Annotated in this window: 16 protein-coding genes; 11 read left to right on the forward strand and 5 right to left on the reverse strand. The window is 61.8% G+C overall.

The features are described from left to right. The first annotated feature begins 31 nt into the window (after nt 1-31). The 3 genes from M0654_RS06290 to M0654_RS06300 are packed head-to-tail and all read left to right on the forward strand — an operon-like array spanning nt 32 to nt 2,672. Complete coding sequence (locus tag M0654_RS06290; RefSeq protein WP_248682305.1) at nt 32-886, forward strand: ABC transporter substrate-binding protein; 855 nt, start codon at nt 32-34, stop codon at nt 884-886. After that, on the forward strand, nt 883-1,884 hold the full coding sequence (locus tag M0654_RS06295) for a FecCD family ABC transporter permease (protein ID WP_248682306.1): 1,002 nt from the start codon (nt 883-885) through the stop codon (nt 1,882-1,884). The genes M0654_RS06290 and M0654_RS06295 overlap by 4 nt, the downstream gene beginning before the upstream one ends. Continuing rightward, on the forward strand, nt 1,881-2,672 hold the full coding sequence (locus tag M0654_RS06300; RefSeq protein WP_248682307.1) for an ABC transporter ATP-binding protein: 792 nt from the start codon (nt 1,881-1,883) through the stop codon (nt 2,670-2,672). Before M0654_RS06295 ends, M0654_RS06300 begins: the two co-directional genes overlap by 4 nt. A 41-nt stretch (nt 2,673-2,713) precedes the next feature. Here the strand turns inward: M0654_RS06300 and M0654_RS06305 are convergent, their stop codons facing one another. Genes M0654_RS06305 through M0654_RS06315 form a run of 3 tightly spaced genes read right to left on the reverse strand, consistent with a single transcriptional unit; the run spans nt 2,714 to nt 6,071 of the window. Further along, a complete protein-coding gene (locus tag M0654_RS06305; RefSeq protein WP_248682308.1) occupies nt 2,714-4,372 on the reverse strand; it encodes a hydantoinase/carbamoylase family amidase in 1,659 nt (552 codons plus the stop codon). Next, nucleotides 4,372-5,307, reverse strand: a complete 936-nt coding sequence (locus M0654_RS06310; protein ID WP_248682309.1) for a dihydroorotate dehydrogenase — start codon at nt 5,305-5,307, stop codon at nt 4,372-4,374. The genes M0654_RS06305 and M0654_RS06310 overlap by 1 nt, the downstream gene beginning before the upstream one ends. Continuing rightward, entirely contained in the window at nt 5,307-6,071 is a 765-nt protein-coding gene (locus tag M0654_RS06315; protein ID WP_248682310.1) for a dihydroorotate dehydrogenase electron transfer subunit, read from the reverse strand. The genes M0654_RS06310 and M0654_RS06315 overlap by 1 nt, the downstream gene beginning before the upstream one ends. A gap of 415 nt (nt 6,072-6,486) precedes the next feature. On the opposite strand from M0654_RS06315, the gene M0654_RS06320 reads away from it, so the two are divergent. From M0654_RS06320 to M0654_RS06350, 7 genes are all read left to right on the forward strand, one after another. Further along, on the forward strand, nt 6,487-7,383 hold the full coding sequence (locus M0654_RS06320) for a helix-turn-helix domain-containing protein (RefSeq protein WP_248682311.1): 897 nt from the start codon (nt 6,487-6,489) through the stop codon (nt 7,381-7,383). Between the two features lie 171 nt (nt 7,384-7,554). Then, nucleotides 7,555-8,340: an ABC transporter ATP-binding protein gene (locus M0654_RS06325; protein WP_248682312.1), complete on the forward strand. Its 786-nt coding sequence runs from the start codon at nt 7,555-7,557 to the stop codon at nt 8,338-8,340. Beyond that, nucleotides 8,340-9,104, forward strand: a complete 765-nt coding sequence (locus M0654_RS06330) for an ABC transporter permease (RefSeq protein WP_248682313.1) — start codon at nt 8,340-8,342, stop codon at nt 9,102-9,104. Before M0654_RS06325 ends, M0654_RS06330 begins: the two co-directional genes overlap by 1 nt. Then, nucleotides 9,101-9,892, forward strand: coding sequence for a nucleoside phosphorylase (locus M0654_RS06335; RefSeq protein ID WP_248682314.1), 792 nt, complete (start codon nt 9,101-9,103; stop codon nt 9,890-9,892). Before M0654_RS06330 ends, M0654_RS06335 begins: the two co-directional genes overlap by 4 nt. Further along, nucleotides 9,889-10,893, forward strand: a complete 1,005-nt coding sequence (locus tag M0654_RS06340) for an ABC transporter substrate-binding protein (RefSeq protein ID WP_248682315.1) — start codon at nt 9,889-9,891, stop codon at nt 10,891-10,893. Before M0654_RS06335 ends, M0654_RS06340 begins: the two co-directional genes overlap by 4 nt. Nucleotides 10,894-10,919: 26 nt before the next feature. Beyond that, nucleotides 10,920-11,639, forward strand: a complete 720-nt coding sequence (locus M0654_RS06345) for an ABC transporter permease (protein ID WP_248682316.1) — start codon at nt 10,920-10,922, stop codon at nt 11,637-11,639. An 11-nt stretch (nt 11,640-11,650) separates the two neighbouring features. After that, nucleotides 11,651-12,829, forward strand: coding sequence for a phosphopentomutase (locus tag M0654_RS06350; RefSeq protein ID WP_248682317.1), 1,179 nt, complete (start codon nt 11,651-11,653; stop codon nt 12,827-12,829). 15 nt (nt 12,830-12,844) lie between these two features. Here M0654_RS06350 and M0654_RS06355 read toward each other — a convergent pair whose 3' ends face one another. Beyond that, on the reverse strand, nt 12,845-13,606 hold the full coding sequence (locus M0654_RS06355; RefSeq protein WP_390919685.1) for an AraC family transcriptional regulator: 762 nt from the start codon (nt 13,604-13,606) through the stop codon (nt 12,845-12,847). 127 nt (nt 13,607-13,733) lie between these two features. Here M0654_RS06355 and M0654_RS06360 point away from each other — a divergent pair, with 127 nt between their 5' ends. Next, nucleotides 13,734-14,141 (forward strand): DUF2000 family protein, encoded by a 408-nt coding sequence (locus tag M0654_RS06360; protein WP_248682319.1) that lies wholly within the window; start codon nt 13,734-13,736, stop codon nt 14,139-14,141. Between the two features lie 15 nt (nt 14,142-14,156). Here M0654_RS06360 and M0654_RS06365 read toward each other — a convergent pair whose 3' ends face one another. Beyond that, nucleotides 14,157-15,050: a DMT family transporter gene (locus M0654_RS06365; protein WP_248682320.1), complete on the reverse strand. Its 894-nt coding sequence runs from the start codon at nt 15,048-15,050 to the stop codon at nt 14,157-14,159. Between the last annotated feature and the right edge of the window lie 212 nt (nt 15,051-15,262).

Consider the following 15,262-nt stretch of genomic DNA (forward strand, 5'->3'; position numbering starts at 1 on the left):
GGGGATGAGCAGCTTGGCAAGAATGATGTGCATGCCCCACCTATTTTGGAGTTCGAAGAGCGGACGTTTTGTGCTGGTGGCTGCCGTTCTTGGCCTCATCAGCACACCCGCCTTCAGCCAGCCTCGCCGCGTTGTGTCTTTGAACGTCTGCACGGATCAGTTGGCTATGCTCGTGGCGGAGCCTGGGCAATTGCTGTCAGTCTCGCATCTTGCAGCCGATCCCGCGGTTTCCGCAACGGCTGAGGCTGCCCGGGCGTACCGTCTCAACGATGGCTCGGCGGAAGAGGTCTTCATGATGAAGCCAGACCTCGTGCTCGCCGGTAGCTACACGACCCGCTCCACTGTGGACCTGCTTCGCGGACTGGGCGTAACGGTAGAGGAATTTCCTCCGGCGAGCTCGCTTGATGACATCCCTCGGGACATCAGGCGGATGGGGCAAGTTCTCCAGCGAGAGACGCAGGCTGAAGCCCTCGCAAGCAAGTTCGAAGCGGAACTTGCAGCCCTGGAGGCGCTGCCCCCGACAGGCATGAGCGCCGCCTTCTACTACGCCAACAGCTATACTGCCGGGGGCGGCACGCTTGTTGACGCGATTGTCGCGGCTGCCGGAATGACCAACGCCGCGCAAAGGATCGGCCTGTCCGGCACGGCGTATCTACCCCTGGAGAGCCTGATTTTATCCGGGCCTGATGTCGTGGTGCTGGGTGACCACGCTTATGAAAAGCCGGCACTGGCGCAGGCTAACTTTGCGCATCCGGCTTTCGCGCATTTCATCAATAGCCGGCGCTCTGTGTCCGTGCCGCCGCGGATGACGATCTGCGGTGGTCCCGTCACACTTGAAGCCGCGCGGATCTTGCGAGCGGTAGCCGAGGGGGACAAGGGAACGTGAACCCATGCCTCTCCCATCGGCTGCTGATCACCGGCCTCGTCCTGCTGGTCATATTGACCTTCCTCCTGTCGCTCTTCAGCGGGCCGGCCAGTTTTGGGGTGTGGGAAAGCCTGCGGGCGCTGATGTCTGACGACGCCGGCTCCATCGCGCTCATCATGCACGAGATTCGCCTGCCGCGCGCCCTTCTCGGGCTGATGGTCGGGTTTACGCTCGGCCTCTCGGGTGCAGTGCTCCAAGGTTATCTGCGAAACCCATTGGCCGAACCGGGGCTGATTGGGGTCAGCGCCTCCGCCTCGCTGGGGGCGGTACTGGCGCTCTATACCGGGCTCTCCGTCCTGTTCCCGCTGGCGTTGCCGCTTGCCGCACTGGCCGCTGCCGTGGTGTCGGTCCTCGTCGTCCAGTTTCTCGCCGGTGCCTCGGGCAGTTTCGTCACCATCATCCTTGCCGGCGTCGCCGTCTCGACCTTCGCGACCGCCATGACATCGCTGGTCCTTAATCTGTCTCCCAATCCCTATGCCGCCCTCGAGATCATGTTCTGGATGCTGGGGTCGCTGGAGGATCGGTCTTTTGAACATGTCCTGCTGGCCGCACCTGCCATGATCCTCGGCTGGGCCATGCTTCTCGGCGTCGGCCGGGGCCTCGATGCCCTGGCCCTTGGTCGTGACACGGCTGCCAGCATGGGCGTCAATCTGCGCCAGGTGCAGTTCCTCGCAATCTTCGGCACGGCGGCGTCCGTCGGCGCAGCTACCTCCGTAACCGGTTCGATCGGCTTTGTCGGGCTTGTCGTGCCGCATCTCCTGCGGCCGTTGACCCGGTCGCTGCCCTCTCGACTGTTGCTCGCCAGTGGCCTCGGTGGTGCGGCACTCATTCTGGCAGCCGATGTTCTTGTTCGCCTTGTCGCTCCGGAGCGTGGCCTGAAGCTTGGGGTCGTCACGGCCGTCATCGGTGCGCCCTTCTTCCTAGCTCTCGTCTGGCGCAGCAGGAGGCAGATGATTTGACCGGATTGCCTTTGCTTGAGGTCGCGCTGCAGCGGGTTCTTCGGGGAACCCGCTCTGTTCTGGGGCAGATCGCCTGTCGGATCGAACCCGGCGAGGTCGTCGGCCTGCTTGGCCCCAACGGCGCCGGCAAATCCACCTTTTTGCGATCGCTTTGCGGTCTGCTCCCCTTCGAAGGCAAGGTCCTCGTGCAGGGAAAAACCATCAACAGTCTTCGCGGGCGCGAGCGGGCTGGTCTCATCGCCTATGTTCCGCAAGAGCATGATGTCGCCTGGCCGATCAGTGCCGCCGATCTCGTCGCGTTGGGACGAGACGCACGCAGGACGAGTCGGGGAGCAAAGCTGAGCTCGGAGGACCAACGTGCCGTCGTACAAGCGATGGAGCGCATGGATGTGGCAAGGCTCGCGTCACGGCCGGTCGACACATTGTCAGGCGGCGAAAAGGCCCGCGTGCTGATTGCGAGGGCGCTTGCCCAGGAAACGCCGCTGCTGCTGGCCGATGAGCCTGCCGCAGGACTGGATCCGCTCCACCAGGTCAATCTTATGAAGACATTCCGCAGCCTCGCGGACGATGGGCGTGCGGTGGTGCTTTCGATGCATGACTTGGGTCTTGCGGCGCGCCGGTGCACGCGGCTCATTCTCCTGAACAAGGGTGAGGTCGTCGCAGATGGGTTGCCGGAAGTGGTCCTGCGGCCGGACGTGATAGCCCAGGTTTATGGTGTCTCGGCCCACATCGCCACTGTTGAGGGCGGACTGGTTGTCCAGGTGCTTGAGCCGACCTCCACCCGATAGAGCTTGGTCATGCCCGGAACCGCGTCCGGGCATGACGTGCGTCAGGCACTTGCCCGGGCAGCGGCAAGAGCAGCAGCGACCTGATTGAGCACCGCCAGCCGTTCGTTCGGCTCGGATTTGTCAAAGGCTGCATCGAGCATCGTTGCATACCCTTCAAGCCGTGCCAGTTCCTGGTCGAAGACTGCGGCATGGATAGGCTCGCCATAGTGGAGATCAGCGACTTCCTGGGCGGCGGTCGCGAGCAGGAAATAACCGCTGGCCCGCTCGTTGTCGCGCAGCGCGGCCTCCTGGGCCGCCGTTGCGGCGGCGCGATAAGCCCGCGCTGCATTGCCCTTCTGGCGAATGATGTCGGTGATCGACCTGAACATGGTATCGGGATCCTTCATTGTCTGGCGGAGGGCATTAATCTTCCCCGACCGTTTGGCAGGGTTCATCAGGAACTGGTGCAGGACGGTCGTGGCGATGGCGAAATCGGCGATTTCCATCGCTTCCTGCGGGTTGTGCGAGCCGTTTCGGTTGCGAATGAAGATCATGCCGGCGAGAACGCCGGCCTGCGCAAAGACGGCCGCATCATGGCCGCCTCCGGACGGTAAAAGCGCAGGCTCGACGCCCACCGCTTCCGCGGCCTGCAAGAGTTCATTAATGACTGACGGATCGCAGAGCGCAGGCTCGGTTCTGAGAGGCGTGCCTAGTTCAAAGCGCACCGCACGTTCCTGCTCAATGCGCGCCACATGCTTCAGCATTAGCGCGTGCATGGTCTCCAGCGTCTCGCGATCTTGGCTGCGGACATCAAGGCTGAAGTGGACGCTATCCGGAATGCGGGAGAGCGCATGTTTCTGCTGGTCAGTCGAAACCATGCCGCTGGTGACAACAAGATCGCAGCCTTTCGCCACCAAGTCATTCCATGCGGCATCCAGCACATTCAGCAGTTCCGCCATGGCCAGCACAGGATCGTGCCGATAAGCGAGGGGAACTGCGCCGGAATGACCGGCTTCACCAAGGCAGGAAATGGTCTTGTAGCGGAAATTTCCGCGGATGCCGGAAACGATCGCTGCCGGCAGGTTGCGCTCGATCAGCACCGGGCCTTGCTCGATATGAACTTCGACATAGGTGGTGATCGCCTCCCGGTCGAGGAGCGCCCTGCCGGCCCGGACGGCTGTCATGTCGACGCCGGCTGCTTCCATGTGTTCAAAGAGCGTCCGGCCATCGCCCTTGTGGCGAGAGACTAGCTCCTCCTCTGAGAGGACGCCGAGCAGCGCCTTGGAGCCGATATAGCAGGGGCCGAACCAGGCGCTTTCTTCCCCGCGCATGGCGATGACTTTGACCGGTTCGGGAAAGCTGATGCCTTCGCGCCGAGCACGGACGAGGCAGAGCAGCCCCGAGACAACGCCGGCTAGCCCATCAAAATTGCCGCCGCGGGGCACGCTGTCGACATGCGACCCAACGAGGACATAACGTTTGGACCGGGCATGTTCCGGTAGCGAGAAGGTCACATTGCGACCGGCATCCCATTCGGCTGCAAGCCCTTCCGCCCGCGCGTAATCCATCAGGAACTGCAGCGTTTCCGTTTCGACTGGGGAGAAGGCGGGGCGGCTGACGCCTTCGACATCCGCGGTGCGCGCTGCGATTTCGGCGAAGAGGCGACGAGCCCCATTGGCAAGGTCGAACGCCAAAGGTTTCTGGAAGACAGCGGCACCCATCAGGCATACTCCGCAAGGCTGATGGCCTCGTCGGCGTGTTTGACCGTGCCGACCAGCGCATCAACAGATGCCAGCCCACGCGCTTCAAGCGCGTGGTCGAGTTCGCGAACGAGGCGCGGCATGGTGGTGGGGCTGATGAAGGTGGCCGTGCCGACCTGAACGGCGCGGGCGCCAGCGATCAGGTACTCCAGCACGTCATCAATCGTCGCGATGCCGCCGCAGCCGATCACGGGAATGGCGACGGCGCGGGCGCATTGGTAGGCCATCCGCAAGGTTATGGGCTTCAATGAGGGACCCGAAAACCCGCCCATGATGTTACCGAGTTTCACCCGGCCGGTACGGGCATCGATTGCAATGGCGAGCATGGTGTTGGCGGTAACGAGTGCGTCCGCACCGGCTGCTTCTGCCGCTTGCGCCACCTCCACCACGTCGCCGGTATTGGGTGACAGCTTGGCCCAGAGCGGCAGGTTGGTCGCGGAGCGCATCCTCCGGATCACCTCGCCGGTTGGGCCGGGGCGCATGGCAAATGCCTTCCCATCATCCTCGATGTTCGGGCAGGAAATGTTGACCTCGATCGCCGCGACACCCGGCACGCTGACCTCTTCGGCGAAGCGCGCGAATTCGTCAGCCGTGTTGGCGGAGATGCTGACCACCAGCGGGGCGTTGTACGCCGCGTAAAAGGGCACGGTGTTCTTCAGGAACCAATCCGCCCCCTTACTCGGGATGCCGATCGAGTTCAGCATCGCTCCATCCACTTCGCAGACGCGCGGGATGGGGTTGCCGGCGCGTTTGCCGCGGGTGATGGTTTTCGTCACATGCGCGCCAAGGCAGTCGAGATCGAAGACTTCAGAGAGTTCCTCGGAGAACGTGCCCGACGCAGGCATGATCGGGTTCTTCAAGGTCAGTGAGCCGATCGTGGTCGTAAGGTCAGCCATCAAAGAACCTCCTGCAGATTGAAAACAGGGCCTTCGCGGCAGACGCGCAGGTTGACCGCGCCGCTCTCGCGACGGAAGGGCCGCACGCAGGCCTGGCACATGCCGATGCCGCAGGCCATCTGCTGCTCGAGCGCGACCTGCCCGCCAATCCCGTAGCGAGCACCGATCTGCTGCAACATCCGCATCAGCCGGGCGGAGCCGCAGGTGAAGAAGGCATCGATGCCGCGCTCGCGGACAAGGTTTTCGATCAAGGCAGCAAGGTTACCGGCCCCGGAGTTGCCTTCCGCATCTGTCACAGTGATGACTTTGGCGCCGTAGGAGCGGAAGAGGTCCGCTGACATCAGCAGTTCCCGCGAACGGGCGCTGCAGATGGCTGTGAGAGACAGGCCGCGTTCGGCGCACTGACGTGCGAGTGGTGCCAGTGTCGCAAGCCCGACACCGCGAGCAACAAGCAGCGGTCGTTGCCACTCTGGGCAGAGCTCAAACCCGCGGCCGAGTGGGCCGACGATGTTGAGGAAATTCCCTGGCACGAGTTCAGCCAGGGCTGCGGTGCCGATACCGGCAACCTTATAAAGGAAGCACAGTTCGCCTGCGGCTTTGTCGAAGGAATAAATGCTCATCGGCCGGCGGAAGAACGGTTGGGAAAGCTTGCTGGTCGGGCAAAGGAGATGGAAAAACTGGCCGGGCTGGCAGTCGAGAACGGACGCAGGTGCCGACAACTCAAGCAGGCGATACTCGCCATTCACCCACTGGTGGCTTTTCACCTCTGTCTCCACCTCGTGGATTGAAGGTTGCCGAGGGCTCATCAGGGAAGCGGAATCAGGAATGACGCCAGAACTGGCTTGCATGAGAGGAATCCAGGAAAAAGAGAACGAAGATCCAAGCCGGGCGTCGACCGGCTGTTGGAGGCATGTCTTGTTTCGGAATTGGGGCAATGGGGACGGGCTTTGGTCCCGTCCGCGCGTGCAGCCGCTGCTATCTCAGCGTCGGGCGAAAAGGCGATCGGACGTCATAGGGGGCTCCCTGCGTTCAAAAACAAAGCCTATTTTCCAGATGCAGCATGTGTCAAGACGATTCTCAAAAATGAGAAAAATCGCAACGAAGATACTTTCCTTGCGAAGGATCGCGATTTTGCTTATTGAACCGAAGATTTAACGACCAAGTGACGGAGGAATCGCTTTGGATTTCGCAAGCTCCACAGAGGATGTCGGGCGTCGTCTCCGCGCTTTTCGGATGGGGGCGGGGCTCACCCCGGAGGAACTTGCCGCCAAGGCCGGTATCTCGCGCGCCGCGATCTACCGTTATGAATCCGGCAAGCCGGCGAAGGTGGATACGCTCGGTAAGATTGCGGATCTGCTCGGCGTCTCGCTGCCAACACTGCTTGGCGTCGGGGTTGAGTATATCGCCTCCGCGATCAGCTTTTTCGAACGCATGCGGCAGCTGGAGGAGGATGTCGACCAGATCACCGTCATGTTTGGCCCGATCTCCTATCTGCTCACGACTGAACGATATGACGAGCTTCTGCCGACCGTCTTTGACGAAAGCATCCCGCAAGATGTGGCGGATCGAAAGGCGGCGGTTCGCGAGATCGACGCGCTGATGGAGATCCTCAAGACCCGGAAGGACACATTCCGACGCCGCAGGCCCAATATCGTCAGCCTTGTTTCAGCGGCTGAACTGGAAGATTTCTGTCGCGTCGGCTTCATCGGCGCGCATAATCCGCCAGACGTTAGTCTCGCCGAGCGGCGTGCGGCGGCGCGTGCGGAAATCACCAACATCGTTTGCATGCTGCGCGAGCAGCCGATCGGCATTCAGATCGGCGTGGTGATCGACTCGATGCCGGGCGCAAGTTTCCAGGTGTTCAAGCGTGCGGATAAGGCGCAGGTCGCCGTCAGCCCCTTCCGGCTAGGCTCCTTCGCCAATATCCGAGTCGGCGTCGCAACCATCACGGCGGCCGCTGAGGCGGTGCAGCTGTATGGCAGCATAACTGACCAGTTGTGGCGGCGCAGCCTTAAGGGCGATCAGGCCGCAGACTTTATCGAGAAGACGATTCTTCACCGGCACGCTTCCGCGTAATGGATCTGGAAGTACGATAAGCTGTGATACAAATCTCATCTTTGAGATTTGCGCTTGCGCGTTTGATCAATTTATGGAAGCGTGCGGTCTTTCTCAGGCGGGCTGGCTGCAGGCGAGGGGACGTTGTTCCCGGCGCGTGCTTTTCCCGATCTTGGTACACGGAGTTTGCGGGTGGCGCAGTCGGAGCGGATGATCGATATTGCGGGTGTTCACAAGACATTCGTCGCGGACCACGGGACGGTGACGGCGCTCGAGCCGGTTACCATCACCATCAAGGAAGGCGAGTTCATCTCGATTGTCGGTCCATCCGGCTGCGGCAAATCCACCCTTCTGCGTCTCATCTCAGGCCTCGATCAGGCGACCGGCGGCACCATCACGCTTGATACGGCTGGCCGAAAGCGCCCGGTCGGCTTCGTCTTCCAGGAGCCGGTGCTTCTGCCGTGGAAAACCATCCTCGAAAACGTCCGGTTCCCGCTCGACACCGCCGGTGTCAGCCGCGCCGAAGCTGACAAGATCGCGCTCGACCTCATCAAGATGGTAGGGCTTGAAGGCTTCGAAAAAGCCTTGCCGCGCCAGCTCTCGGGCGGCATGCGCCAGCGCGCGGCCATTGCGCGTTCTCTGTCCGACGATCCGCCGATCCTGCTGATGGATGAACCGTTCTCCGCAGTTGATCTTCTGACCCGTGACACGCTGAATGACGAGTTGCTCCGGATCTGGCAGTCGACCGGCAAGACGATCCTGCTCGTGACCCACAGCGTGGACGAGGCCGCTTATCTTGCCGACCGCGTGATGGTGATGACTGCGCGCCCGGGCAAGCTGAAATGTGTCCACAAGGTCGATCTCGCACGTCCGCGTGGCGAGGACACCAAGCTTGATCCTGCGTACCACGCACTCGTCGCTCAACTTCGCCGCGATCTGCGCGATCCACATTCCGCCACGAGCGGGGAGGCGCACTGATGGCGAGGCGCCTCACTGCGTGGGTGGATTACGCGCTGGCTCTCGCTGTTCTGCTCGGTGCCTGGTGGTTTGCAACGGGACCGATGGCAATGCCCACCTACCTTCTGCCGTCACCTCTGCGGACCTGGAATGCGTTGGCAGGCATAGCCGCCTCCGGCGAGCTCTGGCTGCATCTCGGCTTCACGCTGCAGAACATCGTTCTCGGCCTGGCGCTCGGCTGCGTCGCAGGTGTTGCACTTGCCTTCCTGATGACGCGCTTTCCGAAGCTCGCCGTGTGGCTTGATGGCCCATTGGTGATACTGCAGACCGCGCCGAAGATCGCGCTCGCGCCACTTTTCATCGTCTGGTTCGGCTTCGGCGTCCTTTCAAAGGTCATCCTGATCTTCTCGCTGGTCTTCTTCCCGGTTTTCATCGGAGCGATCGCCGGCTTCCGCGCGCTTGATCCCAAGATGAAGGATCTCGCGAAGCTATTGGGCTTGAGCAACATCCAGCGCTTCCGGCAGATCGAACTGCCGTCTGCCATGCCGGAGATCTTTGTCGGGCTGAAGATTGGCGCCGTGCAGGCGCTTGTGGGTGCCGTGCTTGCCGAGTGGATGTCCGGCAAGTTCGGTCTCGGTTACATGATGACCTTTGCGGGTGCGACCTACAAGACGCCGCTGCTGTTCGCGGCTGTGCTGGTGACCGTCTTGGTTGGGCTGGCCATGCATGTTGTCCTGACGATCCTGGAAAACCGGCTGCTTTCCTGGAAGGGAGCGAAGAAATGACGAGCGCTGCCTTTCCCTGGAAGAACGGTCGTCCGCCGCATCTGCCCTGCGGGCCCGGCGATATTGCCAAGAATGTGCTCACCCCCGGCGATCCGGATCGCGTGCGGCTTCTCGCCGACATGCTGGAGGACGTGACGGATTTCGGCCGAAAGCGCGAGTTCGCCGTCATCACCGGGACCTATGAAGGCGTACGGCTGACGATCTGCTCCACCGGCATCGGCGGCCCGTCCACCGAAATCGCCCTGGTGGAACTCGCCATGCTCGGCGCCAAGCGCGTGGTGCGCATTGGCGGCATGTCGTCGCTCGTGCCGGAATATGCAACCGGCTCTTTTGTGGCGGTAGATCGGGCCATCGGCGACACCGGCACGGCCCGCACCTATCGTGCCGCGGGCGGTGAGGCGACAGCGTCACCCCGCATCGTCAACGGTCTGGTTGGTGCGGCCGCACAACTCGGGCTCACCTGCCGCCCGGGCATGGTTGCCTCGACGGACAGCTACTATTTTGGCCAGGACCGTCGTTACCGCTCCGGTGATGACGGTCAGGATCTCTCCGGCAATTTCATCGATCGCTTCCAGGCTCAAGGCGCCATCGGCGTCGAGATGGAAAGCGAGATCACCATGACCGTTGGCCGGGCGATCGGCCTTGAGACTGGTTGCCTACTTGGTGTCCATGGAAACCGCGCCACCGATGACTGGCTCGATGACTATGAGGCCACCCAGCGAAACCTTCTGCGCATCGCAGGAAGGGCCTTTTCCTCCACAGAATGGGAACTCAGGAGTAAATCATGATCCAGTTTCGCGTGAAGACGGCAGCGAGCCTCGCTGCCCTGCTCACCTCATCGCTGTTCGCCATGGCCGCTGAAGCCGCCGACAAGGTCGTGTTGCAGATCGACGGCGCTGCCGCTCCGTTCTACGCGCCGCTCTACGCTGGCGTTGAAAACGGCATCTTCGAGAAGAACGGGATCGAAGTCGAGTTCATCTATGCGGCTGCGGCCGACATCCTGACCAACATCGCTGCCGGCAACGTCGACTTCGGCTTCCCCAACGGTGATGCAGTTGTGGCCGCCGCTGCAAACGGCCTGCCGGTCAAGGTCGTTCACACCACCTACCAGCGCGGTATTGGCGCACTGCTGGCCAAGGAAGAAAGCGGCATCAAGTCGTACAAGGACCTGAAGGGTAAGAAGGTCGCCGTCACCAGCCTCGCAAGCCCGAACTACCTTCAGTTGCAGGTTGGCCTGCAGCAGGCTGGCCTGACGCTCGATGATGTCACCGTCGAAGTCGTTGCCACCGGTGCAATCGTCCAGTCGCTGCAGGCTGGCCAGGTCGACGCTATCGTCTTCTCGGAACTGCGCAAGTACAACCTCGAAGCTGACGGCACCAAGGTCACGATGATCCTGTCGAACGACTTCCTGCCATCCTTCGGCAACGTCGTCGTCACCAGCGACAAGAAGCTTGCTGAGAACGCTGACGTCGTGAAGCGATTCACCACCGCCGTTACTCAGTCTTACGAATGGGTCATCGACGGCCATATCCCGGAGGCGCTCGACATCGCGCTGACGAAGTACACGCCGACTTGGCCGAAGGACCAGATGCCGATCCTGACGACCGCTTTCGAACAGACCTTCGTATCATCGGTCTGGCAGAGCCCGCTCACCAAGGAAAAGGGTCTCGGTGCTGCTGACTTCGCCGCCTGGCAGAAGAACGCCGACATTCTGGCGCAGTACAAGGTCATCGACAGCGCGCCGAAGGCTGAGGACTTCGTCGTCGATCCGTCGACCATCGGTCAGTAAGCATGATCCTGCGTGGCTTAGCGGGTATGATCGCGACCCTCGTCCTCTGGACGGCGATCGTCTTCATCTTCAATGTTCCGGCCTTTCTCCTGCCGGGACCTGTTGAGGTGTATGATCGCGTCGCGTTTCTGTTTGAAAACGCCAAGCTGACCCGGCACATCTGGGTCACGCTCTCGGAAATCGTCGCTGGTTTCGTGTCCGGAACCGCCGCCGGCATTTTCGCCGGCGTCGTTTTCGCGCGCCTGCCTCGCGTCGAACGCTTAGCCACGCCGCTCATCCTGCTTCTGCAGACCGCTCCGAAAATCGCGATCGCGCCGCTGCTGTTACTCTGGCTCGGCATCGGCCCCACGCCGAAGATCGTACTGATCGGGATTGTCACCTTCTTCCCCGTCATGCAGGGCATGGTCACAGGCCTGCGCTACGGGGAGGGGAGCTTCCGCGACCTTGCCTCTGTTCTGAAGCTCAGTCCCTGGCAGCGTTTCCGGCACATCGAACTGCCGTCTGCCTTGCCGTCAGTGCTGGCCGGCATGGCTGTTGCCACGACGCTTGCCATGACCGCGGCGGTCATTGGCGAACTGATCGGCGCCAACGAGGGCATCGGCTACCTTCTGTCCTCCGGCCAGGAGAACAGCGACACCGCCGTCGTCATCGGCATGGTCATGCTGCTGTCGCTGATCGGCTGGGCCTTCTACGAGATCATCGAGTTCGTGCGCCGGCGCTCGCTTGGCCGGTTCCAGCTCTCCTGAGGTTCGAGCCGATGGCGAGGGTCTTTCTCTGTGTCCTTGATTCCGTCGGTTGCGGTGGTGCACCCGATGCGGCACGCTACGGTGACGAAGGGGCCAACACGCTCTTTCATATAGCCGAAGCCTGCGCTGCAGGCCGCGCGGAAGACGGTCGAAGCGGGCCACTGAGACTCCCGAACCTCGATGCTTTGGGGCTGGGCGCGGCGATCACACTTGCCTCCGGCATGGTCGCGCCCGGTCTCACTGCCGCTCCGTCCGGCCGCTGGGGTGCGGCACAGGAAATATCGGCCGGCAAGGACACGCAGTCCGGACACTGGGAACTTTCCGGCGTCCCGGTGGCGCGTGACTGGCATTATTTTCCGCGGGCCGAACCGACATTCCCTGCCGATCTGATGGCAGAATTGATGTTCCGCGCCGGCCTTCCCGGCACGCTTGCCAACAACCATGCGTCGGGAACTGAAGTCATCGACGCGTTCGGGCTGGAGCACATCGCGACCGGCAAGCCGATTGTTTATACCTCCGCCGACAGCGTCGTGCAGATCGCGGCACACGAGACGCATTTCGGTCTCGACCGGCTGCTGGAAACCTGCCGGATCGCCGCGGACATCTTCCACCAGCTGAACGTCGGCCGCATCATTGCCCGACCGTTCGTGGGGCAGGCGCCTGGTGAATTCGTCCGCACCGCAAACCGCAAGGATGTTGCCATCGCGCCGCCGGATGGAACCATCTGCGACAGGGTCGTTGCCGCCGGTGGCGCTGTGCATGCGGTGGGCAAGATCGGCGACATCTTCGCCATGAAGAGCATCACGGACGTCTCCAAGGGCAAGGACGACATGGCCTTGTTCGACCATCTTCTTGAGTGGACGCAGAAGGCTGCGCCGGGCGACCTCGTCTTCGCCAATTTCATCGAGTTTGACAGCCTGTGGGGCCACCGCCGTAATGTCTCCGGTTATGCCCGCGCCCTTGAGACCTTCGATGCGCGCCTGCCGGAACTGACACGGCGTTTGCGAAAGGGCGATCTCCTCATCATTACCGCCGACCATGGCAACGACCCGACATGGCCAGGCACCGACCATACCCGCGAGAGGGTGCCGGTATTGGTGACGGGGCCGGATATCGGGGAGCAGGCGCTTGGGATTGTTCCATTCACGGCGGTGGCGGATATGGCAGCATCCCATCTGGCGATCGCCTGACGGAACCTCTTTGGTCTAAACATTGCGCTGCAGATTCAGCCAGCGCCCAGGCGGCAAGCCGAACGCGTTGCGGAAGTGCCGGCTAAAATGCGCTTGGTCGGAAAACCCGCTGCCCAGTGCCGCTTCGGCAAGGCTGCTGCCTGAGACCAGCATTTCCTTCCCGTGGTCGAGCCGACGCATCACGAGGTAGCGGTGCGGGCTTGTGCCGAGTAGCCGGCGGAAGTGCCGGGCAAGCTCGTAGCGATCAAGTTGCGTCACCCTTTCCAGGTCTTCCGAGGTCACGTTGCTCGCTACCTGCACGTCTAGGTAATCGCGCGCTGCCAGCACGGCGAGTCGTGCTACCGGCTGCACCTTTTCCCGAACAACGCCTGCCTGCCGCCCAAGTGCTGCTGCGATGCGAGCAAGCGCGTCGTCGATCAGAAGATCGTCCGGCTGCTCATCAAGATCGACGAGCAGATCCGAAAGCGCGTGGCGAAGCGCCGGGTCGCTGACGACGGGGTCCGCAACGAACGGAAGGGCCGTACGATGATCGAAAGCTTCGGCCACCAAGGTCGGCGGCAGGTAGATCATCCGATAGATCAGACCAACATCGGTTCCTGCTGCACCATCGTGAACTTCGTCCGGATGCAGGACGATGACATTGCCGGGCTGGCTGAAGCGCGGTCTGCCGCGGTACCGGAACGTCTGCACTCCATGCATGGTCAGACCGAGGGCATAGGTATCGTGCCGGTGCGGCAGGAAACCGTTGCCATGAAAACGCGCCTCCATCCTCTCCATTGTCCTCCGTTTTGCGCCGACGCGCAGTCCCTGCCGGATGGACATGACGCACGAACGTTCAAGACCGTCGGGTTCGATAGCCGTTAGATCGGTGCTTCGCGGATCATCGAAGAAGGAGCTGCTTTGCATGTTTGACACCAAGATCGCGATTGTGGTGCGTGAGGATCTCGCCATGTGGCAGAAGCTGAACGTCGTCGCCTTCCTGACGAGCGGGATCACTGCCCAGAACCCGACGATCATCGGCGAAGAGTATCGGGACTTGCAAGGGAATGTCTATAACCCGATGACGATCCAGCCCATGGTGGTGCTGGCGGCGGACCAGGAAACCTTGCGTACGATCCAGAAGCGCGCGCTGGAGCGCAATGTCACCACGTCGGCATATATCGAGGAAATGTTCTCGACGGGTCATGATGCCGCGAACCGGGAGGTGTTTTCACGGTTCTCACCCGATGACGCGAAGCTGGTGGGCTTGGCACTCAGGTCAGACCGGAAGATCGTCGATAAGATCACCAAGGGTGCGAAGATGCACCCCTAGCAGCGGCGCCAGTCCTTATTCAGTTGCGGCGTCGGCGTGCCGCTCTGCTATGCCGCGGCGATGTTCGCGCCACACCGTGAACAATCCCGCTCCGACCACGATAACGGCGCCGACGATCATGTTCGTCGTCAGGGTTTCGTTGAAGAAGAGCGATGCCAGCGCGACGCTCAGCACGAGCTGAAGGTAAGTCACCGGCTGCACTTCGACTGTCGTCAGGTGGCCATAGGCCTTGATCAGGAAGTAGTGGCTCGTCGCGCCGCAGATGCAAAGCGCGGCCATCGCCGGCCAATCCTCCATAGCGATCGGCGTCCAGTAGAAAGGCCCGATGAAGGAGGCAGTCAGAGCGCCCACAACGCCTGCGTAGAACACGCTGGTGACCGCTGTGTCGCGGCTGCCGACAGCACGCGTCGCGATGTTGTAGAGCGCGTAAAGAAAGCTTGCCCCGAGCGGGATGAGGAGGCGAAGGTCGAAGTGGACGTTGAGGGGATTGAGGATCACCATCACGCCGAGCAAGCCGACGATGACCGCGAGGCTGCGCCTCCAGCCGACCTGCTCGCCGAGCAGGGGAATGGACAGCACGGTCACCATCAGTGGCGTCACCTGCATGATCGCCTGGCTCATCCCAAGGCCGGCCGTCGTAAAGGAGATGACCACCACAACAACCTCGGTGACCAGCAGTACGCCCCGCAGCACCTGAAGCAACGGGCGCTGCGTCTTCACCGCGGCGCGAAGACCTCCAGGCGCTGCTGCCGCGAGGATGGTCACGAAGAACGCGAAGGCCCAGAACCGGATCATGGTCACCATGATCGGCGGATATTTCTCGCCCAATATTTTCGAGAACGCGTCCTGCCCGGCGAATATGCCGATCGCGATGAGCACGTAGAGGTAGCCGAGGGTCTTGTTGTTCATGACCTGCCAAAAAAAATGGGCTCACGGAAATCCGGAGCCCATGAAGGGTGAAGGTCATGGACCTCCAGAGGGGAACAGCAGATACGCGGAACTGGAAGGGAAGCCGCGTGGTGCATCTGCTGCGGGCCTTATGCTCGCTTTATGGGCGGAAGGAAAACATTTCCTGGGCAGTGCAGCTATGTTGAAGCTGCATTGCTCCGGCGACGGCATGG

This window comes from Neorhizobium turbinariae, assembly GCF_023223505.1.
Lineage (GTDB): Bacteria > Pseudomonadota > Alphaproteobacteria > Rhizobiales > Rhizobiaceae > Neorhizobium > Neorhizobium turbinariae.

Bases quoted from the DNA above. Each gene is read 5' to 3' on its own strand.
- M0654_RS06340 (WP_248682315.1), top strand. From the start codon at position 9,889: ATGATCCAGTTTCGCGTGAAGACGGCAGCGAGCCTCGCTGCCCTGCTC.
- M0654_RS06335 (WP_248682314.1), top strand. From the start codon at position 9,101: ATGACGAGCGCTGCCTTTCCCTGGAAGAACGGTCGTCCGCCGCATCTG.
- M0654_RS06290 (WP_248682305.1), top strand. From the start codon at position 32: ATGCCCCACCTATTTTGGAGTTCGAAGAGCGGACGTTTTGTGCTGGTG.
- M0654_RS06330 (WP_248682313.1), top strand. From the start codon at position 8,340: ATGGCGAGGCGCCTCACTGCGTGGGTGGATTACGCGCTGGCTCTCGCT.
- M0654_RS06350 (WP_248682317.1), top strand. From the start codon at position 11,651: ATGGCGAGGGTCTTTCTCTGTGTCCTTGATTCCGTCGGTTGCGGTGGT.
- M0654_RS06345 (WP_248682316.1), top strand. From the start codon at position 10,920: ATGATCGCGACCCTCGTCCTCTGGACGGCGATCGTCTTCATCTTCAAT.
- M0654_RS06365 (WP_248682320.1), bottom strand. From the start codon at position 15,050: ATGAACAACAAGACCCTCGGCTACCTCTACGTGCTCATCGCGATCGGC.
- M0654_RS06310 (WP_248682309.1), bottom strand. From the start codon at position 5,307: ATGGCTGACCTTACGACCACGATCGGCTCACTGACCTTGAAGAACCCG.
- M0654_RS06305 (WP_248682308.1), bottom strand. From the start codon at position 4,372: ATGGGTGCCGCTGTCTTCCAGAAACCTTTGGCGTTCGACCTTGCCAAT.
- M0654_RS06355 (WP_390919685.1), bottom strand. From the start codon at position 13,606: ATGGAGAGGATGGAGGCGCGTTTTCATGGCAACGGTTTCCTGCCGCAC.
- M0654_RS06360 (WP_248682319.1), top strand. From the start codon at position 13,734: ATGTTTGACACCAAGATCGCGATTGTGGTGCGTGAGGATCTCGCCATG.